Raw genomic sequence first — 20,409 nt, forward strand, 5'->3', positions numbered from 1 at the left:
TTGTTTCTCCTATTCTCGGATTTCTCCGCCTAATTCCTTGTGAAGTCTATTGTAGATGGCTTGCATCTTCTTTTCTATGTCGCTCGCTTCCATTGTCTTTTGATCATTACCCAAAATGACGCGAAGCGTAATCGATTTTTTCTCTGCTCCAAAGGCCTCTGAGTGGTACTCGTCGACAAAGTGGAGCTTTTTCACCATGGGTTCTACGATGGAACGAATCTGCTCCCAGCGGACGTCGTTTGAAAAGACGACAGAGAGGTCTTTTTCTACCTCAGGGAATACGGGTAGATGAGTAAAACGATTCGTTCGAGCGCGTAATGGAACGAGCTTTTCAAAGTCTAACTCTCCGATCGCACCCGTGGCATGCTTTAATCCCATGAGTTTCTTTGTTTTAATACTCATGACACCGAAGGAACCGATGATCTCGCCATTACATAGGATGTTCAAGTAGGCATGTTGATCGGCATACGGTGGGCGTTCGGACTTTACAAAGCTTATGGGTTCACACATGACTGCTCTTGAGAGACCTTCTAGGATACCTTTTAGCTTGAAGAAGGCTTCTTTTGGATCAGGTGAAATGATACCAAAAGCTAGAGATTTCTCTTCCGTCTCTCTAAAGACCTTCGCGAGTTCAAACACACCAAACGATTCAAAGTTTGTCTCGTTTGTTAGGATGCACTCAAGAAGTCCTGGAATGAGGTTTCTTCTGATGTGTGATTTATCAGGAGCAGGTGGAGCTTCCAAAGATAGTGTCGGCATTTGAAGTCCACTCGCTTCGATGGCATGATCCGAGATCCAAGGATAGGTAAAGATCTCCTGCATTCCGCCTTGGAATGCGAGGTATTCTCTCGTCCTTCGGTCGAGATCGAGGGTGTGCTGGGTAATGGCACGGTTTAATTGAACCGTGGGTGCGATGTATTCGAAGTTCTCGTAGCCCTTCATTCTGGCAATTTCTTCGACGATATCTTCGAAGCGTTCAATGTCACCCGTCGATCGCCAAACGGGAGATACGACCTTAAGGATTTTTCCATCGACAGAGGCATCAAAGCCTAGGCGAGAAAGTAATCTTATAATCTGTTCTTCTTCGAGTCTTTCACCGAGTCTTAGAGCGAGTGTCTCGAGATCGACTTCGATTTCACTTTGCTTCGTTTCATCGACGACATGCTCTGAAAATCCTACGAATTCAGCTTCTGGGAAGAGTTCTTTAAAGAGGTACGCTCCAAAGCCTAATGTCTCATCGACACGAGCCGTGTCGATATCCTTTTCAAAGCGAGCGGAAGCATCGGTTCTAATGTTATGACGCTTTGAAGTCTTTCTTACAGAAAGGGCATTAAAGCTTGCAACCTCTAAGAGGACGTGGTTCGTTTCATTATTGATCGATTCGCCCTTAGCTCCCATGACGCCTGCTAATGCGAGCGCTCTCTTGTCGTCTGCGATGACGAGGTCATTTTCTGTGAGGGTCAACGTCTCTCCCGTAAGAACGGTGAGATCTTCGTTATTTTTAGCACGTCTGACGTAAATTGTCCCATCGATCAGGTTGTAATCGAAGCCGTGTGTCGGTTGACCCGTCGTAAGCATCAAGTAGTTTGTAAGGTCTACGACGTTATTAATCGGACGAACGTCTGCTTCTAAAAGTCGACGCTTTAACCAAGCGGGAGATTCAGCTACCTCGATGTTTTTTATCTCAAGTGCACTGTAGCGACTCGATAGATCGGTCGCAATGATTTCCACTGGAATTGTCTTTTCTTTCGGCAATTCGAGCTTTGGAAGTGGTTTTAGTTCGAGATCGTAGATGGCTGCAAGCTCTCTTGCGATACCGTAGTGTCCCCAGAGGTCAGGGCGATTCGTTAACGACTTGTTGTCGATTTCAAGAATCGCTCCATCTAAGCCTAGTGCCTTCGATAGAGGCATTCCCGATTCAAAGTGTTTATCGGTGAGATCTACGATTTCATGATCGTCTTTAGGGGGGAAGAGATCTAAAAGACCTACTTCGCTCGCTCCCGCGATCATGCCGAAGCTTTCGACACCGCGAAGTTTGCTGGGCTCGATGAGTACGGGCTCCCCTTCGCCGTGCCAAAGGACAGTAGAACCAGGAAGGCAGACAATGACGTCTTCTCCCTCGTAGACATTTTTTCCTCCGCAGACGATCTGCTCGGTCTTCTCGCCAACTTTCACTTGGCAGACTCTGAGCCTATCAGCATCGGGATGTGCTTCTACTTTTTCAATGTGTCCTACGACGATGTTTTCATATTTTTTCGATAGATCGATCGCATCCTCGACCTCGACGGTTCGCATCGTAAGGTCGTATGCGAGCTGTTCAAGCGTCAAGTCTTTCGGAAGCGTTATAAAATCCTCTAGCCACTTTAATGATATTTTCATAACTCCTCCTTACTTAAACTGCCCTAAGAATCTTAGGTCGCCACTGTGAAAGAGCCTTACGTCGTCGACGCCATAGCGCATCATGACAAGGCGGTCGAGACCGATGTTGATGTAAAAGCCACTCCACTCTTTGCTATCGAGTCCAGCCGCTTTCAGTACGTTTGGATGTGGGCTTCCACCAGGCATGACTTCAATCCAGCCCACTTGTTTACAGACACTACATCCTACGCCACCGCATACAAGGCAGCGCATGTCAATTTCAAAACCGGGCTCAACAAAGGGGAAAAAGCCTGCACGCATACGCGTTTCAACGGGTACACCGAAGACCTTTTCGAGGATGGTCTCAATGAGAAGTTTTCCTGATGCAAAGGAGATGTTCTTATCGACAATGAGCGCTTCATACTGAAAGAATGCTCTTTCGTGATGGCTGTCGGTCTGTTCGTTTCTGTAGACCCTACCCGGGTAGACAAAGCGACACGGTGCTCCGTGCTTTTTTAAATACTCGACACTTGCACCCGTTAAGTGCGGTCTAAGGCAGACTCGTTCCTTATCCTTAAGCCAGTACGTATCCATCGTCTCTCTCGCCGGATGATCGGGCGGGAAGTTCAGATCGTCAAAGGCTGTCTTTTCGTCTGTGAGTTCGCTTCCCTCGTAGATCTCAAAGCCGAGACTTCGGAAGGCGTCGTTTAAGTCATAACACATCTGTGTAATAGGATGAAGTGCTCCTTCCTTCATTTGAAGTCCTGGAAGGGTTACGTCGAACGATTCATCGAAAAAGCTTTCCGAATCGATGAGCTCATCACTTCTGGTTTGAAGCGCTACATTGATTTCCTCTTTCGCTTCATTCGCTCTCATTCCTACCGTTTTTCTCTCTTCAGGATCGAGCTTTCCGAGACCCTTTAGGAGTTCTTGAAGTTCACTCTTTTTTCCTGTGAGGCGCTGTCTTAAACTTTGAATCTCATCGAGATCTTTTGCTTCTCGAATCGCTTCGAGCGCCTGTTTTTTTAACTCATCGATTTTTTCTAACACAGTCGTTCCTTTCTATAAAAAAATAGCCTTCATCCCTTTGGGACGAAGGTTCTCCGCGGTACCACCCAATGTGCCGAAGCCACTTAAAAAGAATAACGGTCTTTTCCCGTACGTCCCTTTGAGGACGTCACTCAGGAGTGAATTCAGACCTCGTGTAGCCTTTCACCCTCTGCTACTCGCTAAGTGTGAAGTCTTACTACTCTCCCTCAACGTTTGTCTTCATTGTATCATTGATTTCTAAGGTTATGCAAGAAGCTTTCTAAGATAATTGCACCGGCTACGGCGACATTTAAGCTTTCCATTTGACTTGCCATGGGAATGGTTACAGACTTCGAAATCTTTTGGATTTCTGGATGAACGCCATTGGCTTCGTTTCCTAAAACGAGGGCGAAGTTTTTCTTCACTTCGACTTCTCGAAAGGGCTTTCCTTCGAGGTTCGCACTAAGGAGTTCATATCCTTCGAGTTCTTCAATGGAACTTCTCTCGTGAATCCGAAGCTTTAATATACTTCCTAGAGAACTCCTTAAGACCTTGTCGTTATAGATAGACACCGTGCCCTTAAGAAGGAGTACATTTTCTAATCCAAAGCTCACTGCCGTTCGAAGAAGAGTACCTAAGTTTCCTGGGTCTTGTATGCGGTCTAAAACGAGCACGGGTCCATCAGAAAAGGGCTTTTCTTCAAGGACTGGAAGAACTGCTAGAACCTTTTGGGGAGTTACCGTATTCGTTAAGCGCTTAAAGAGCTTCGGATCGATCGCAGTCGTTCCTTCTACGGGAGCTTCTTTTGAACTAAAACCATCGAAACTCACACCAAAGTCCTTAAGCTGACTGACACCATTTTCTCCTTCGATCACGAAGTAGCCACTCTTCTCTCGTTTTCTTGCAATGAGCTCGAGCTCTTTTATAGACTTCATTGAAGCTCGCTCAAGGCCTGAATGTCGTCATTATGACCGATGACGATGAGGATATCTCCCTCTTTAAAGACTGTATCAGGATCGACGTTGATCGTAATCTCACCTGCAGACTTGATGGCGATGATATTCAAGTGATATTTCTTACGGATCTCGACCTCTACGACGGTTTTTCCGATCCACTCTTCAACTACAGCCGTCTCTACGATCGTATACTCCGTAGAGAGGTTAATGAAGTCGAAGATGTTGTTATTTACGAGGTTTTGAGCTACACGGACGCCCATTTCACGCTCTGGGAATACGACGCGGTTTGCGCCAATTCGGTAGAGCACCTTGGCATGGAGGTCACTTACGGCTTTACTGATGATCTTCTTAACGCCCATCTCCTTTAGAAGAAGGGTTACCATGATGGAGGACTGAATGTCCTTACCGATAGATACGATGACAACGTCAAAGTTCTGTGCACCGAGTTCACGTAGTGTCGCTTCATGCGTGACATCTCCTTGCATGACGAGGCGAACCTCATCACTGAGTTTTTGAACGACTTCAAAGTCATGGTCTACGACCATAACTTCTTGACCGAGTTCTTCCAAGCGCTTTGCTACAGAAGAACCGAATTTTCCTGCACCTAAAATTAAAAATTGTTTGTTCATACCTTATCCTATGTTAATTCTCCCTTCCGGATATCGGATTGCGTGCCTTTCTTTTCCATTGAGCATGATGGCTGAGAGTAGTGTCATTGGACCGACACGTCCAAAGTACATGACAGTTATTAAAATGAGTTTACCAAAAACCGAGTATAGATTCGTAATGCCTGCTCCTAAACCGACTGTACCGAAGGCACTGAAGAGTTCGAAGAGGATGAGATCGGGTCGATTGACTCGAACTCCGTCTACGATCTGAGGCGTTTCCGTGATCATGAGGAGTAAAAATGCGGTCGTAATGAGAAGGACACCGATGATAAAGACGGTGAAGGCCTTATGAATGGTTTCTCTTGAAATTCGATGCTTAAAGATCTCCGTGTCGCTCTTTTCTTTGATGATGGAATAGATCGTAAAGAGAATGACACCAAAGGTTGCGGTCTTGATACCACCAGCGCACGAACCGGGACCACCACCGATGAACATGAGAATCTCTGTCATGACCATGGAGCTATCTCTCATCTTCCACTGATCGAAGGAAGCATACCCAGCCGTTCTCGGTGTCACCGACTGGAAGTAGGCATTTTGAAGCTTATTTCCAAAGCTCATATTTCCGATGGTATCTGGGTTATTTCCCTCTGAAAAGAAGAAGAAAACCGTGCCAACGAGGATTAAGACGAGAGACATGCCGATGATGAACTTCGAATGGAAGCTGAGCTTTTCTCTACGTAGTAACCCCATGAGTTCTAGAATGACGACGAATCCGATACCGCCGAAGTAAATGAGAAGCGAGATCGGAATGAGAATACCGGGAACGGTATTGAGATCAGCTAGACTATTGGGACCGATGATGTCAAAACCAGCATTACAGAAGGCACTGATTGAGTGAAAGAGGCTAAACCAAGCTCCTTTAATAATCCCATAGCGAGGAATAAAACTAAAGCCTAAAACAAATGCTCCGAGGAGTTCAATGATAAAGGTCGAATAGATAATCTTTTGCGTTAAACGAACGACACCGCTTATGCCAAACTCACTCAAGCTCTCTTTCATCGCGATGCGGTTACGTAGAGAAATCTTTCTACCTGCGATAAAGGTTCCTATGGTCGCCGTCGTCATGACGCCGAGACCTCCGATTTGAATGAGAAGGATGACGATAATTTGCCCGGCTAAGTTCCACGTGTCAGCTGTCGTTACCGTGACGAGTCCCGTGACACAGACGGCACTTGTTGCGGTAAAAAGAGCATCGATAAAACCTATACTTTGGCCGTTCTTCGTCACGAAAGGAAGCGTGAGAAGAAGAGCTCCTGTTAAAATAATAAAGGCAAAGCCCCAGGCAAGAAGCTTCGCAGGATGTTCAATTAGATTTTCTAGTTTTTCTTTAATCATTTTTCCCTCAAATATCAACTAGATTCTACTCCTTATTAGGTAAGAAGTCAAAAAAGTCAATATAGATTTTACAACTCATCTTTGTTATTATTAAGCTTGAGGTGGCTTATGAATGTGTTTATCTCTGGACTACTTAGCTATCTATATGGATCCCTTCCTACAGCCTACTTAATCGGTAAGATCTTTGGTCAGGTAGACCTAAGAAAAGTAGGAAGTGGAAATCTAGGAACGACCAACGTCGCAAGAGTTCTAGGCATTCCCTTAGGAGTTTTAAACTTCTTGCTCGATATTTCGAAGGGAATCGTTCCATTTCTCTTAGCCAGGCATTTTTTTGGTTACGACATCGGTGTCCTCTGCGGTGTTCTAGGAGTCTTTGGCCACTGCTATTCCATCTTTCTCGGTTTCCGAGGAGGAAAAGGTGTCGCCACAAGCTTCGGACTCATCCTCTTTAGCGACTACAGAGTAGCCATTGTACTAGTAATCCTACAAGTGTCAATCCTTCTCATTACACGCCTCATGAGCATGGCCTCGATCATTACAGCGAGTAGCTTTCCATTTATCGCCCTCTTAGTGAAATCTCCAAGATCACTCGTTTGGGCTGCGTTAGTCCTTTCTCCCTTCGTGCTCTATCGACACAAGGACAACTTTAAACGCCTACGTGAAAAGAGAGAAAAGCCACTCTTTTAAAAATGGAAATGGCAGGGGACTGGTGTCCCTTCTAGTCTTCAAAACTAGCGTAAGGTGTTAAGAGCATCTTAGGTGGGTTCGATTCCCATCCATTTCCGCCAACAAAAATAAAGCGCAAAGCGCTTTATTTTTTTATGTTTATAGGTGATGTTTCAAAGTCAAGCTTAAAGCCAGCCGGCTCTTTCAGAACTTCCCAATGAAGTTCATACGTCCTGCCGGCAAATTCGTGAACCGTCGTCACGTGGAAACCGTGATCAACAGAAGCGACATTCGTAGAAATCGGGTTCGTCATAATCGAGTGGATCGTCTCACTCTGAAGAAGCTCGAAGATTTCATTAAAGTGAATCTCTTTCTCGTTCGTCGACAAGTGATTGTAGACGTATGCGTAGTTCTTCTTTTGAATGTTTTTAATCATCGATGTGATAAATTCACTCGCTAAGGACTGTTCCGTATCGATCGCAAGGTTTGGCGTTACGGGAACCGATAGATCCATACCGAAAACCTTCGCTTTCATGGGTTGATTTCGAACGAGGAACTGCACGCGTTTTACTGGTTCAATTTGTGACAAAGTATTTACGAGACTATAGACATAGGCTCGAATGTTATTTTCTGTATACTTCGGATCATCAAAGGGATCACTCGACCAGTTCACGAGAAGCGTATCGTGCTTCAAACGAATCGTACTAAAGTACTTCGCTTTAATGATATCCCCTACTCCTTCTCCTGGTTCTTGTTCGGAATAGACTCGAAAGAGCGTCTCTGCTTTACTCGATTCAGAGAAGCTTACGATCATCGGATTTTTAATGATGGTTCCGTTTTTTACAGAATAGATTTGCACCTCACTCTTTTCACTTGCACGGTACGGAAGAATCGTAACCTCGGGTTGCTTTAAAGAAAGCCTTACCGATACAAAGGAAAAGATGTTCACGAGTACGAGAACGAGGAGGATTAAGGTAAAGAGTCTATATAATTTCAAATTCATGAGATCGTGTACCTCTTAGGGAGTCGAATCGTAAAGGTCGTACCGACATCGACTTCACTTTCTACTGTGATCGTTCCACGGTGGAGATTCACAATCTGCTTTACAATGTTAAGGCCAAGACCCGTTCCGCCCTCTTTACGAGCACGGTGCTTATCGACTCGATAGAAGCGGTCGAAAACATAAGGAAGATCCTTTTCAGGAATACCGATACCTGTATCCTTAATCGAAATCTCGATTCCTTGGGAACTCTCCTGGAGGGTAATCGTAATCGATCCACCGCCCTCGGAGTACTTCACGGCATTCGAAAGAATATTGATAAAGACTTGCTTCATCTTGTTGTAATCGAATTCAACCGTGGGCTTAGCAAGGAAGTTCTGCTTGATTGTAATGTTTTTTTCAGCTGCTAGAGGCGCTAAAATTCGAAGTGATTCAAGTAACGGCTTATCGATAGGACGAAGTTCTAACTGTAACTTCATGTCCATGCGCTCAAGCTTTGCAACGAGCAAGAGATCTTCAATGATCTCACTCAAGCGGTTCGCTTCCATGTTGATGTCATTTAAGAAGTCAAAGATGACATCCTTATCGACGCTATCCTTCGCTTCTACAAGCGACTGCGTCACAATCTTCATCGAGGCAATCGGTGTCTTCAATTCATGACTTACGTTACTTATGAGTTCCGACTGATGCATGTCGATCTCATTTAAGCGCTCTGCCATGCTGTTAAAGGATGCGGCAATCTTCTTCACCTCGTCGTTGATATCTGTAAGTTCAATTCGATACTCGTAGTGACCGCGAATCATCTGCTCTACGCCTTCACTTAGATCATTTAAAGGTCTATAAAGCTGACGCACACCGAAGTAAACGAGAATCGTACTAATGATAATAAAGCCTAGTCCAAACTTATAGAGGCGCTTGGCAATGAGGTCGACCTTCTTAAAGAGAGGTGAGATATTTTCTGAATGCAAAATAGCGCCCTGAATTCCATCACTCGTCTTTAACGGTGTCACGGCGTAAAGAATATGCACATCGCCTTCTAAGGTGTAATCCTCGTAGACGGGCTTTCCAGACAATAACGCACGTCGAACGAGCTCGATGTCTAATTCCTTCCACATGAGTTCATCCGTCGAGTCGTATACGACCATGTTTTTCGCGTTGATAACGAGTAGTCTCGCCTGCGCGGCATCGACGAGCGGCTGTTGTTCAAACTCCTCTAGAAAGCGACTCTGAACTGCCGTATCAGCGCGCAAAAGCTGAGCAAAGTTATCTTCATTGTCCTTGATCGATTCGAAGATCTTGTTACTCTCGACTTCCACATTCGCTTTGATCGAATACGCATACATCAGATTGGCCAAGATCAGGAGAAATCCAAGCGTAAGCGCAAAATAGGTGGAAACGAGTTTCCACCCAAAGCGAAATATGGTGTTTTTATTGTTTGAAATAGTATCCTGTACCCCACTTTGTCAAGATAAATTGCGGATGAGAACTGTCCTCCTCCACTTTTTCACGAAGTCTGCGGATGTGAACGTCAACGGTACGAACGTCTCCGAAGTATTCGTATCCCCAAATCTTTTCGAGGAGTTCTTCACGACTGAAGACCGTTCCCTCATGAAGAATGAGTAGAAGTAATAGGTCGAACTCCTTAGCAGTAAGGATGACTTCACGGTCTGGGAAAATCACCTTTCTACCAAAGGTATTTACGCTAAAGTGATCAAATTGAATGAGCGATGAAGAATTCATATTCTTCGGTTTAACACGACGTAAGATCGCACGAATTCTCGCCTTGAGTTCGAGAATGTTAAAGGGCTTCGCCATGTAGTCGTCTGCTCCAGCCTCGAGTCCTTGAATCTTCGACTCGTCGTCACCTTTTGCTGTGAGCATGATGATCGGAACATAGCTCGTTTCACGAATTTTCTTACAAGCTTCAATACCTGTAAGCTTTGGAAGCATGACGTCTAGAATAATGAGGTCATACTTTCCTTCCTCTACTTTATCTACGGCTTCTTGTCCATCGACGGCAGTATCAACGATATAGCCTTCTTGACCAAGACTGAACTTCAGACCCTTCAGTAAGATCGGTTCGTCATCGACAATCAGAATCTTATCCATCTCTATACTCCTTCTTTAATAATCTATAGTTACCATCTCTCACGGTAATCTTTTTGGCATCGAAGTACTCGAGGTAAGGCACGATGTACTTGCGGCTAAGATCTCGAATTTCTCTGACATCTTTAACCTCAAGACGCTCATGCTCCCTCAGGTATTTAATTATATCATTTTTTAAATAATTTAAGCAAGTATCTAGTACAAAAATATCGGCAGAAATTTTCACAATAGTTCCCGTCTCGACAAGATAATCGAAAAGTTTCTTTTTTTCTTTAGAATACGAAGCAATGAATTCCTTGTAAAGAGGCGGTGTAAGATCATAAGACTTAAATTCCTCTAGGATCTCCTTTTTAAGCTGATCATCCTCACTTGAAAAAGAAATCTCTCTGCCAGAAAGTGACACGCTATCGCCCTCGCTCTTAAGAATACCCATCGATTCAAAGGACTTTAACAATTCATCGAAGACGTCTCTTTGAATCTCTCCAAAAGAGGTCTTTAGGTCTTCTCGACTCATCGCTTGCTTTAAAGGATTCGCTTCAAAGTACTTTGTCAGAGTATCTAAGGTATGCTTCTTTAGTTCTTCGAAGCGTTTCTTTGTAAGGTAGCCAAAAGAAAAGGCCAAGAGACCGCTCGTATCGATGAGGTCACGATGAATCGTAAGTTCTCTTTCGAGATCATCTAAGCTTGCACCATAAGGATACTTTGAAAGAATGCCGAAAAGCGAGTGGTCAGCTACTTCTGCATAGTGCTTTCGAGCTTTTCTTCCTTGAGGAGGATTCTGATCCCAAACACTTAAGCGTCCAATCGTTCGGACGGGCGTCAAACTTCTTACGATTCCCATCTGATTCCTATAAAGTAGAATGTCACTTTCTAAGGTGAGTTCAAAGATGTCATCGGTGAGCTTTGAAATCTTGCCCATGAGTTCATCGGAACCGAAGTAAACTTTATACTTATCCCCTGCTTTAAAAAGTGATTCATAGCGTTTTAAAAGCTTAAGTTCTACGAGCGCTGAGTGCGTTAAAAAATGCTTTCCCTTTATACTTAAAACGGCTCCCTTTTGAAGCGTATTCTTCTTATCAGAAGCTAAGTTCAAAGCGACTCTCGAATGCTGTGGAGCAACGTCCACCGAATGATCGTGTGTTTCGATGGAACGAATGCGGTAATCGGTGAGACCAGGGTACTGCGTGAGGATCATGTCTTTTGATAGATCACTTCCCTCTAAAGATCCCGTGACGATGTCACCAAAGCCCTTCGTTTGAAACAATCGGTCTACGTTTAAACGAGGATAATAGCTCGGCTTCTGTTCATAGGAATCATAGGCGTCGTAGATAAACTGTTTCACCTCGTCAAGGTTTTTTCCCGTATATCCACTCACTTCTAAGATGGGCCAATGTGAAAGCGAGGAGTCTTTTGTAAGATCTCGAATATCCTCTCGAACGAGTTCTAACATCGCTTCATCCACGAGGTCCGCTTTCGTAATGAGAAACATCCCCTTTTCAATCCCTAAGAGTTCTACGATGTCAAAGTGTTCTGTGGTCTGTGCCATGACCCCTTCATCTCCTGCAACGACAAAGAGCACGAGGTCAATGGCGGTAATCCCTGCGAGCATGTTCTTAACGAAGCGCTCGTGACCGGGAACGTCAATGATACTGATTAAATCGTCCTTATAGGGAAGAAAAGCATAGCCGTTCACGATACTGATTCCACGCTTTTCTTCTTCCTTTAAACGATCCGTTCCTATGCCTGTGAGTGCTTTAATAAGGGTCGTCTTTCCGTGGTCAATGTGACCTGCTGTTCCTACGATAAATCTACTCATGGCACATCCACTCTCTCAGTCTTTCGATGACGACTTCTTCGTCGGAAGCATCCATGCAGCGAAGATCGATTAAGACTTGATCATTTTGAATGGTCGTAATGATAGGAACTTTTCCTTCTCGTAAGAAATCGGCAAGCGCTTGACCGCCAAAGATCGCGACCTTTACATTTTTTAACAACGCTTTCGGAAGAGATCCTCCTCCTACGGGTGAACTTCCTTCGACGAGCGTTGCTTCGACCTCTAAGTGCTCCATAAAAGCTTTCGACTGAAGGAGGATCTCATCTGCTGATCTTTCTAGCATTCGAACACTTGGTATGAGCTTTGAATCTCTTTTTTCATAGATCGAAAAGAGACCTTCTAAAGCACTGATCGTAAGCTTATCGACGCGAAGGGCTCTTGTGAGCTGATCCTTTTTTAAGCGTTCGATGAGCTGTTTTTTTCCAAGGATGATTCCTGCTTGTGGTCCACCTAAAAGCTTATCTCCACTAATACTAATGAGATCACAGTGCATTAAATGTGTTCTTAAGTCTAAGAGTTCGTCTTGGAAAGAGAGGGGTTCAAATTGCCCTGAACCTAAATCTTCATAGAGAGGAATGCCAGCACGTTTTGATAATTCTCCGAGCTCTTCAATGGAAACGGTAGAAGTAAATCCTTCAATGTAGTAATTACTGGGGTGCACCTTCATAAGAAGCGTCGTATTGGAGTTTATCGCACGCTCGTAATCCGATAGATGCGTGCGATTCGTCGTCCCCACTTCTTTAAGGGTCGCTCCACTGATCGCCATGACATCGGGGATTCGAAAGGATCCACCGATCTCTACGAGTTCACCTCTACTTACAACCGCTTCCTTTCCTTCAGAAAGTGCATGCAGTACAAGTAGGACTGCTGCAGCATTATTATTTACGACGTGTGCATCCTCTGCGCCTGTAAGGCGTTTTAAGTGGTCTACGAGATGCTCATAGCGAGATCCTCGTGTGCCCTTTTCTAGATCGTATTCGAGGTTCGAGTAATGTGTAGAAACGTCTTTCATGTGATCAAAGACAGCTTCAGGAAGTAAGCTTCTTCCAAGGTTTGTATGAAGGACGACACCCGTCGCATTGACGACGCGCTTTAAGCTAAAGTCGTCCGTAAGGTCAAGTCGTTTCACAAGACGCTCGGGATCCGTTTCAATGGGCTCTCCTTTTAAAGCCTTCTCCCTCTCATTAGAAAGAATGCTTCTTAGCTTTTCTACGACGTATTCTCTTTTATATTCCTTTAACCACTGCTTCACAGCGTCTGTCTCTAAAAGTCGATCCATCTTGGGTAGATTTCTTACGTTTTCTAACATACTCTCTCCTAAAAAAAGAGAAGGTCAACCCCTTCTCACAATGATTCGCTTCTCTTCACCTTCTATAACGCGTCCGATGACGCCGATAGGCGTCGTCACACGTTCACGAAGTCTCTTCACGAGTTCGTCTGCGTCCTCTTCAGCTACGGCGATCAACAGTCCTCCCGAGGTCTGTGGGTCAAAGAGAACTGCTTTTTCACTTTCTTTTATTGTATTTTCAAAGGATACGTCGTGCTCGTAGTTCCTTCGGTTGTTGAAGTTACCTCCCGGAATACAGCCCATCTCAGCAAGCTCTATCGCTCCTTCTAACATGGGAATATCCTTTAAGGAAAGTTCTGCCGTTAAATGAGCTCCCGACATCATCTCCTGAAGGTGACCGATGAGACCAAAGCCTGTGACGTCTGTCGCACTGTGTGGAAGAATATCTTCAAAGCTCTCTACAGCGTATTTATTGAGCTGCTTCATGCTAAAGCTCGAAGCCTTCGCCCACTCCTCCTTGGCGCTATCCGTTTTCACGCCGGTACTAATAATTCCCGTACCGATGGGCTTTGTAAGGATGAGGATATCTCCTACTCTTGCCGTGGAGTTTGCTAAAAAGCGCTTCGTCTCTACAAAGCCTGTGACACTCAAGCCGTACTTCGGCTCTTTATCCTTAATGGAATGACCACCGACTAATAGCGCTCCTGCTTCCTTCACCTTATCAGCTCCTCCTAAAAGGATCTGCTTAAGAATCTCGATATCTAAATCGTCTGGAAAGCAGACGATATTCATACAGAGCTTGGGCGTTCCACCCATGGCATAGACGTCAGAAAGACTGTTAGCAGCCGCAATCTGACCGAAGTCATAGGGATCGTCTACAATGGGCGTGAAAAAGTCGAGGGTATTAATGATACTCCTCTTGTCGTCTATTTGATAAACGGCTGCATCTTCAGAATTATCAAATCCTGCTAAGAGCAAATCGTCTCGGAATTTTGGCAAATCACTTAAAATAGCGGACAACCTGTCCGGTGCAATTTTAGCAGCTCAGCCTGCACAGCTGGCTTTTTTAGTGAGTTTAATCGGTTCCATAATGCCTCCTCTTAAAGTGTATCACGCAAATGACATGAAATAAATTAGAAACCGCGACTTCTTAGAAACTCTTTAAGATTTTGAAACGTTTTTTCTTTAATACCCTCTACGTTCTTTAAATCCTCTACCTTTGCATGGGGATTTTCTTTTAAATACGTCACGATGCGTTCAGAGAGGACTTTCCCTACGCCATTTACTGTATCCCACTCTTCTTTTGTAATATCTCCTAGTCCTTGTTCTTTCGGCGCTTCTTCTACCTTTACTTCTCTTCTTTCTGGAATTTCTATCTTTTCACCATCGACGAGCTTTTTCGCTAAGTTCACCTCGCGGTCATCGCTATTTACTAGCAACCCTCCCGCTTCCTTTACGAGTTCATTTAAGCGAGATGTCTTTGAAAGCGTATAGACGCCTGGATTTTTAACAGCTCCAGCAATGTGCACGGTGATGGTCGTATCGGCTGAACCCACGATCGGCGTAAAGGAATAAAAGTGCTGAAAGAGACCAAAGAGAAAGAGTAGAATCACACCGATTATGATGGCAATTTTCTTCATAGCTCCTCCTATATGCTATAATTCAAACGAGGTATTTATGAAACAAATCATAGCACTAGTTCTCGTCGTTACGCTCCTCTCATTCCTAACTGTTCCAACATGCTTTGGAACAACCGATGAAGCGAGCGCGAAAGAGACGGAGAAAAAACCATCGATCATAAAAGATATCATCATTAACACCATCATCACCCTCATCTTGTGGCGCGTTGTAATAGCGATCATTCGCCTGTCGCAAGCACCAAAGAAGCAAGTGGTGAAGACAAAAAAGGAGCAAAAATGACCTGGGAAGAGATAAAACAAGCTGCCAAAACGATCCCCAACTTCAAATGCAGAGTCTGTAAAGAGTGTAACGGCATCGCTTGCCGTGGAGAACTTCCAGGAATGGGTGGTAAAGACTCTGGCATGAGCTTTATCCGTAACTACGAAGCTTGGCAAAACGTAACCGTCGATCTCGATACGATCTACGACCGTTCCCCCATCGATACGACATTTGAGCTCTTTGGAAAGACCTTAAAAAGCCCCATCATGATCGCTCCCATCGGAGGATTAGAACCTAACTACGGCGTCAATGTAACTGACAAAGAATATGCAGAAGGAATCGTCACTGGTGCTCATGAAGCAGGAACCCTCGCCTTTACAGGAGATGGTCTAAAGGATGAATTTTTCTATGATCCGACAGACATCATCGATAGAGAAGATGGCTTCGGAATCCCTACGATAAAACCCTGGGATGAAAAAGCGGTCTTTGAGCGAATAGACTACACGGAAAAGAAAAACGTCCTCGCTCTGGCGATGGATATCGATGCAGCCGGCCTTCCCTTCCTCATTCAAAAGGGTGAAAAAGCCGGTGCCAAGAGCTTAGAAGAATTAAAAGCGATCGTAAAAAGATCCTCTCGCCCCTTTATCTTAAAAGGCATCATGACTAAGGAAGGTGCACTAAAGGCCCTCGAAGCAGGCTTTAAGGGCATCGTCGTATCAAACCACGGTGGACGAGTACTCGATCTTACCAAACCTACTGCAAGCGTCTTACCAGAGATCGTAGAAGCCGTTCAAGGGAAAATGATGATCTTCGTAGACGGTGGCATCCGAAGCGGTGTCCATGTATTTAAAGCCCTCGAAATGGGTGCAGACGCTGTCCTTATCGGAAGACCTGCAGGTCTCTCCTTCTTTGGAGGAAGAGCGCTAGGAGATGCCAAAGAAGGTGTTCGAGTCTACTTAGAAAAAATTCATTCCGAGCTCGTTCAAACCATGAAGATGACTGGTAAATGTAGCTTAAAGGACATCAAAAAATGAATCGTTCATTAACGATTCATTTTTCTATAGCTACTTTGTAGCATGAGTTTAATTCGATTGAGCTGATTGACCTCGCTCGCTCCCGGGTCATAGTCGATCGGAACGATATTGGCTTCTGGAAAGCGCTCTCTTATGGCCTTTACCATGCCCTTCCCTGTAATGTGATTCGGAAGGCATCCGAAAGGCTGAAGACAGAGGACGCTCTCTACGCCACTTTCTATGAGTTCGATCATCTCTGCAGTAAGGAACCAACCTTCTCCCGTCTGATTTCCAAGACTTAATACTTGACTCGCTTTTTTAGCGAGTTTTTTTATTCCTACTGGAGGCTTAAAGCGCTTACTCTTTTTAAGCACCTTTCGCATCTCCTTACGACTCCATTCGAGGGCAAGAAGACTCATGTCACTTAAAACACGCGTTTTCTTCGAACCACTTAAGTACTCTTCTTTAAAGGTCGCATTATAGGCACAGTAGGAAAAGAAGTCTAGAAGATCGGGAACGACAGCCTCTGCTCCCTCACTCTCTAAGAGCTCTACGACACGGTTGTTAGCGGTTGGATGGAACTTTAAGAGAATTTCTCCAACGACACCGACGCGTGGCTTTTTAATGGATGTATCGATTGGAAGCTCATCGAATTCTTGAACGATGGCTTCGAGGTTTTTCTTAAAGTGCTTTCCGATCTTTAAGTCTTTTTTGACCCTCTCCTTCCACTTGGTATGGAGAGCATCGGCACTTCCCTTCACGATCTCATAGGGCCTCGTCTTATAGAGAACGCGCATAAAGACATCGCCGTAAATAACCGCATGAATGAGCTTTTCTAAGAGCGATAAGCTCACATTGAAACCTGGCTGCTTTTCAAGACCTACGGCATTTAAGCTAATCACAGGAATGTGACCGAGGTTAGCATCCTGAAGGGCTTTACGGATAAAAGCAATGTAGTTTGTAGCACGACATCCACCACCCGTCTGAGAAATGATGACGGCCGTCTTATTGAGATCATACTTTCCGCTTAAGAGGGCATGCATCATCTGACCGACAGTGATGATGGTCGGATAACATGCGTCATTATGGACGTACTTTAGCCCTACATCAATGGCTTCTCGATCGACTGACGGTAAGATCTCTAAGTTATACCCTTCGCTCCTTACGGCAGGTTCTATGAGTTCAAAGTGAATGGGTGACATCTGAGGAGCTAAGATGGTGTATTCCTCACGCATTTTCTCAGTAAAAAGAACTCGCTTGGGACTTTCCTTTATCTTCTTCGGTTTAAACGCCTTTCGGTCGCGTTCTTTGAGGCTTGCAATCAAGGAACGAATGCGAATGCGAACGGCACCTAGGTTACTGATCTCATCGATCTTAACCATGGTGTAGATCTTTCCGTACTGCTCTAAGATCTCCTTCACTTGATCCGATGTAATGGCATCGAGACCACAACCAAAGCTTACGAGTTGTACGAGCTCTAAGTCACTTCGTTCTGCTACAAAGCGTGCAGCCCGGTACATGCGGTTATGGTAGACCCACTGATCGACGACGCGAATGGGTCTTTCGAGCTTACCATACTTACAGACACTGTCTTCAGTGAGCACGGGAAAGCCCATGGAAGTGATCATTTCACTGATACCGTGATGAATTTCAGGGTCTACGTGATACGGTCTTCCAGCTAGGACAATGCCCTTTAAGTGATTCTTTTCAATGAATTCGAGGATGCGATCGCCCTCTTCTTCAATGTCTCTTAAAAAGGCACGCTTTTCTCGATGGGCTTCGATCAGTGCTTTATCGATATCCTCCGTCGGAATTCCTTCGCTCTTTAGCTCTTCATGGAGCCTGTAACGAAGCCTTTCAGCATCGTCTAAAGGAAGGAAAGGATTCATAAATTTGACACTCGGGTCCTTAAAGCCTTCGATGTTTGCCCTTAAGGTTTCCGGATAGCTCGTAACAATCGGACAGTTGTAATGGTTTCCAGCATCCTCGTCTTCCTTCGGAATGAAGGGTACACAAGGATAGAAAATCTTCTTAATGCCTCTTTCTAAGAGGTCTTCAATGTGACCGTGTGTGAGTTTTGCAGGATAGCACACGCTCTCTGAAGGAATGCTATCCATGCCCTTTAAAAAGAGATCGTGTGAGCTCTTTCTACTGAGTTCGACTCGATAACCGAGTTCCGTAAAGAAGGTAAACCAGAAGGGATAGTCTTCATAGAGATTTAAGGTCCTTGGAATACCGATGGATCCTCTTGGAGCATCCTTTAGGGGGACATATTGGAAGAGTCTCTTATATTTATACGAATAGAGGTTCGGAAGCTTTTCTTTGATTTCTTCTCCGCGCCCTCTTTCACAGCGATTTCCCGTGATATAAGTTCTATCTCCTGGGAAGTGATTGATTGTTAAAAGACAGTGGTTCGTGCACTTCTCACAGCGTTTGACCTCGGTCGTAATGGAAAAGGATTGAAGCTTTTCAGATGGTAGAAGTGCACTCTCTTTTTGTGCATTCTCTTTTGCGATGAGTGCTGCTCCAAAGGCTCCCATGAGTCCTGCAATATCGGGACGCACGACCTCTCGACCTGATACTTCTTCCATCGCTCGAAGCACGGAATCGTTATAGAAGGTTCCACCTTGAGCGACGATGTGCTTTCCTAAGTCTTCAGGGCTTCTTAAGCGTATGACCTTATAAAGTGCATTTTTTATGACAGAAAGGGAGATTCCAGCCGAGATATCTGCCGTGCTCGCCCCTTCCTTTTGAGCTTGTTTTACGCGACTATTCATGAATACCGTACAGCGCGTTCCTAGGTCTACAGGTCTTTCCGCTTTAAGACCAAGTGTTGCAAAGTCCTTTACGGGAAGGTTCACACTTCGTGAGAAGGTCTCTATAAAGGAACCGCAACCTGAAGAGCAAGCCTCGTTCAGCATAATGTGCTCAATGACACCGTCTTTTAAAGACATGCTCTTCATGTCTTGTCCACCAATATCTAAGACAAAGTCGACCTCTGGTAAGAAGAAACTTGCGGCCTTCGCATGACAGACCGTCTCAATCTCACCAAAGTCCACTTGTAGTGCATTTTTTAAGAGTTCTTCACCGTATCCTGTGACACAGGAAGCTTTAATCTGAACATCATCAGGAAGCTTTTCATAGAGTGAAAGGAGAACCTCTACCGTTGAACGAAGCGGATTTCCGTGATTCGATCCATAGTGCTCAAAGAGAATGGAACCGTCGGAGCTAAGAAGGACGACTTTGGTCGTCGTGCTTCCAGCATCGATTCCTAAAAAGCTCTCCCCGGAATACGTAGCTAAGTCTTTTCTAGGAGCTTTTTTCCTTCCATGTCTTTCACGGAACGCTTCGAGTTCTTCGTCACTCTTAAAAAGCGGCTCGAGATCGAGCTCGTCATCTTCTTTTCTAACGACGACCTCGGTAAAGTCCTTTAAGAGATCATAGTATGGGTACGACTTATCGCTAGGCGCAAGTCGAGCGGCGCCTAAGGCTACAAAAAAGTGGGCGTCTGCTGGAACGATCATCGTCTCATCTGTAAGGCCTAGCGTCTCTTTAAAGCGCTCCCTGAGTTCACTTAAAAAGTAAAGTGGACCACCTAAGAGGGCAACTTTACCACGAATGGGCTTACCTTGAGAGAGTCCTGCAATCGTCTGATTCACAACGGCTTGAAGGACACTTACTGCGACGTCTTCCCTCCTCGCACCATCGTTTAATAGAGGCTGTATGTCACTTTTCGCAAAGACACCACAGCGAGAAGCGATGGGGTAAATTGTCTCATGGCGTTTCGCAAGTTCATTGAGTCCACTCGCATCCGTCTTTAATAGCGTCGCCATTTGATCGATAAATGACCCTGTACCTCCAGCACACGTACCATTCATGCGCTGTTCGATGACGGTGTCGAAGTAAGTGATCTTTGCATCCTCTCCTCCGAGCTCGATGGCTACATCAGTTTCTGGAATGAGGGTACGGATGGCTTCTTCTGAACTAATGACTTCCTGCGTAAAAGGAAAGTCTAGTTTTTGGGCAATAGAAAAACCGCCACTGCCAGTGATATTGACAGCGATGGTTTCATCCTTGAGAACGGGTTCTGCATTCTTAAGGAGCGTCAATATCGTCTCCTGAATGCTAGAAAAGTGTCTCGTATATTCTTTGTAAAGAACCGAATCATTCATATCTAGTGCGACGAGTTTTACCGTCGTACTTCCTATATCTAATCCAACTCTTATCATTTTTATTCCTGAGCTCCTATGCCCAATA

Annotated in this window: 16 protein-coding genes, 1 tRNA gene and 1 other annotated feature; of the genes, 4 read left to right on the forward strand and 13 right to left on the reverse strand. The window is 44.8% G+C overall.

Features of this window, described 5'->3' with window-relative positions; all coding sequences use genetic code 11:
• Positions 1–9: 9 nt before the first annotated feature.
• From pheT to ACUB3H_RS01725, 5 genes are all read right to left on the reverse strand, one after another.
• Positions 10–2,379, reverse strand: coding sequence for a phenylalanine--tRNA ligase subunit beta (gene pheT, locus ACUB3H_RS01705; RefSeq protein WP_459128922.1), 2,370 nt, complete (start codon positions 2,377–2,379; stop codon positions 10–12).
• Between the two features lie 9 nt (positions 2,380–2,388).
• The gene (locus ACUB3H_RS01710) at positions 2,389–3,408 is read right to left on the reverse strand and encodes a phenylalanine--tRNA ligase subunit alpha (RefSeq protein ID WP_459128923.1); all 1,020 of its coding nucleotides are present in this window, start codon (positions 3,406–3,408) and stop codon (positions 2,389–2,391) included.
• Between the two features lie 35 nt (positions 3,409–3,443).
• Positions 3,444–3,627 (reverse strand) — a binding site (T-box leader).
• Between the two features lie 8 nt (positions 3,628–3,635).
• Positions 3,636–4,322 carry a TrmH family RNA methyltransferase gene (locus tag ACUB3H_RS01715; RefSeq protein ID WP_459128924.1) on the reverse strand — a complete coding sequence of 229 codons (687 nt, stop codon included), beginning with the start codon at positions 4,320–4,322 and terminating at the stop codon, positions 3,636–3,638.
• Positions 4,319–4,972: a potassium channel family protein gene (locus tag ACUB3H_RS01720; RefSeq protein ID WP_459128925.1), complete on the reverse strand. Its 654-nt coding sequence runs from the start codon at positions 4,970–4,972 to the stop codon at positions 4,319–4,321. The genes ACUB3H_RS01715 and ACUB3H_RS01720 overlap by 4 nt, the downstream gene beginning before the upstream one ends.
• A gap of 3 nt (positions 4,973–4,975) precedes the next feature.
• Positions 4,976–6,346 carry a TrkH family potassium uptake protein gene (locus tag ACUB3H_RS01725; protein ID WP_459128926.1) on the reverse strand — a complete coding sequence of 457 codons (1,371 nt, stop codon included), beginning with the start codon at positions 6,344–6,346 and terminating at the stop codon, positions 4,976–4,978.
• Positions 6,347–6,454: 108 nt separating this feature from the next.
• Between ACUB3H_RS01725 and plsY the strand changes: the two genes are divergently transcribed.
• A complete protein-coding gene (plsY, locus tag ACUB3H_RS01730; RefSeq protein WP_459128927.1) occupies positions 6,455–7,033 on the forward strand; it encodes a glycerol-3-phosphate 1-O-acyltransferase PlsY in 579 nt (192 codons plus the stop codon).
• Between the two features lie 4 nt (positions 7,034–7,037).
• Positions 7,038–7,134: transfer RNA gene (locus ACUB3H_RS01735), tRNA-Sec, on the forward strand.
• Positions 7,135–7,157: 23 nt separating this feature from the next.
• On the opposite strand, the gene ACUB3H_RS01740 is transcribed toward ACUB3H_RS01735, so the two are convergent.
• The 7 genes from ACUB3H_RS01740 to ACUB3H_RS01770 all read right to left on the reverse strand — a co-directional run bounded on the left by ACUB3H_RS01740 (position 7,158) and on the right by ACUB3H_RS01770 (position 14,880).
• Positions 7,158–8,015, reverse strand: coding sequence for a GerMN domain-containing protein (locus ACUB3H_RS01740; RefSeq protein WP_459128928.1), 858 nt, complete (start codon positions 8,013–8,015; stop codon positions 7,158–7,160).
• Positions 8,012–9,367: a sensor histidine kinase gene (locus ACUB3H_RS01745; RefSeq protein WP_459128929.1), complete on the reverse strand. Its 1,356-nt coding sequence runs from the start codon at positions 9,365–9,367 to the stop codon at positions 8,012–8,014. The genes ACUB3H_RS01740 and ACUB3H_RS01745 overlap by 4 nt, the downstream gene beginning before the upstream one ends.
• 73 nt (positions 9,368–9,440) lie before the next feature.
• Positions 9,441–10,121, reverse strand: coding sequence for a response regulator transcription factor (locus ACUB3H_RS01750; RefSeq protein ID WP_459128930.1), 681 nt, complete (start codon positions 10,119–10,121; stop codon positions 9,441–9,443).
• Positions 10,114–11,934: a selenocysteine-specific translation elongation factor gene (gene selB / locus ACUB3H_RS01755; protein WP_459128931.1), complete on the reverse strand. Its 1,821-nt coding sequence runs from the start codon at positions 11,932–11,934 to the stop codon at positions 10,114–10,116. The genes ACUB3H_RS01750 and selB overlap by 8 nt, the downstream gene beginning before the upstream one ends.
• A complete protein-coding gene (gene selA, locus ACUB3H_RS01760) occupies positions 11,927–13,261 on the reverse strand; it encodes an L-seryl-tRNA(Sec) selenium transferase (protein WP_459128932.1) in 1,335 nt (444 codons plus the stop codon). Before selA ends, selB begins: the two co-directional genes overlap by 8 nt.
• Before the next feature lie 24 nt (positions 13,262–13,285).
• A complete protein-coding gene (gene selD, locus ACUB3H_RS01765) occupies positions 13,286–14,275 on the reverse strand; it encodes a selenide, water dikinase SelD (RefSeq protein ID WP_459129838.1) in 990 nt (329 codons plus the stop codon).
• 98 nt (positions 14,276–14,373) lie between these two features.
• Positions 14,374–14,880 (reverse strand): ComEA family DNA-binding protein, encoded by a 507-nt coding sequence (locus ACUB3H_RS01770; RefSeq protein WP_459128933.1) that lies wholly within the window; start codon positions 14,878–14,880, stop codon positions 14,374–14,376.
• Between the two features lie 37 nt (positions 14,881–14,917).
• Here ACUB3H_RS01770 and ACUB3H_RS01775 point away from each other — a divergent pair, with 37 nt between their 5' ends.
• Entirely contained in the window at positions 14,918–15,160 is a 243-nt protein-coding gene (locus ACUB3H_RS01775) for a hypothetical protein (RefSeq protein WP_459128934.1), read from the forward strand.
• Positions 15,157–16,173 carry an alpha-hydroxy-acid oxidizing protein gene (locus ACUB3H_RS01780; protein WP_459128935.1) on the forward strand — a complete coding sequence of 339 codons (1,017 nt, stop codon included), beginning with the start codon at positions 15,157–15,159 and terminating at the stop codon, positions 16,171–16,173. The genes ACUB3H_RS01775 and ACUB3H_RS01780 overlap by 4 nt, the downstream gene beginning before the upstream one ends.
• 8 nt (positions 16,174–16,181) lie before the next feature.
• Here ACUB3H_RS01780 and ACUB3H_RS01785 read toward each other — a convergent pair whose 3' ends face one another.
• Positions 16,182–20,381 carry an acyl-CoA dehydratase activase-related protein gene (locus ACUB3H_RS01785; protein ID WP_459128936.1) on the reverse strand — a complete coding sequence of 1,400 codons (4,200 nt, stop codon included), beginning with the start codon at positions 20,379–20,381 and terminating at the stop codon, positions 16,182–16,184.
• Positions 20,382–20,409 lie beyond the last annotated feature (28 nt).

Source organism: Guggenheimella bovis (assembly GCF_054492335.1).

Coding starts and splice junctions, on each gene's coding strand:
- pheT (WP_459128922.1), bottom strand. CDS start 2,379: ATGAAAATATCATTAAAGTGGCTAGAGGATTTTATAACGCTTCCGAAA.
- ACUB3H_RS01715 (WP_459128924.1), bottom strand. CDS start 4,322: ATGAAGTCTATAAAAGAGCTCGAGCTCATTGCAAGAAAACGAGAGAAG.
- ACUB3H_RS01720 (WP_459128925.1), bottom strand. CDS start 4,972: ATGAACAAACAATTTTTAATTTTAGGTGCAGGAAAATTCGGTTCTTCT.
- ACUB3H_RS01725 (WP_459128926.1), bottom strand. CDS start 6,346: ATGATTAAAGAAAAACTAGAAAATCTAATTGAACATCCTGCGAAGCTT.
- plsY (WP_459128927.1), top strand. CDS start 6,455: ATGAATGTGTTTATCTCTGGACTACTTAGCTATCTATATGGATCCCTT.
- ACUB3H_RS01740 (WP_459128928.1), bottom strand. CDS start 8,015: ATGAATTTGAAATTATATAGACTCTTTACCTTAATCCTCCTCGTTCTC.
- ACUB3H_RS01750 (WP_459128930.1), bottom strand. CDS start 10,121: ATGGATAAGATTCTGATTGTCGATGACGAACCGATCTTACTGAAGGGT.
- selB (WP_459128931.1), bottom strand. CDS start 11,934: ATGAGTAGATTTATCGTAGGAACAGCAGGTCACATTGACCACGGAAAG.
- selA (WP_459128932.1), bottom strand. CDS start 13,261: ATGTTAGAAAACGTAAGAAATCTACCCAAGATGGATCGACTTTTAGAG.
- ACUB3H_RS01770 (WP_459128933.1), bottom strand. CDS start 14,880: ATGAAGAAAATTGCCATCATAATCGGTGTGATTCTACTCTTTCTCTTT.
- ACUB3H_RS01775 (WP_459128934.1), top strand. CDS start 14,918: ATGAAACAAATCATAGCACTAGTTCTCGTCGTTACGCTCCTCTCATTC.
- ACUB3H_RS01780 (WP_459128935.1), top strand. CDS start 15,157: ATGACCTGGGAAGAGATAAAACAAGCTGCCAAAACGATCCCCAACTTC.
- ACUB3H_RS01785 (WP_459128936.1), bottom strand. CDS start 20,381: ATGATAAGAGTTGGATTAGATATAGGAAGTACGACGGTAAAACTCGTC.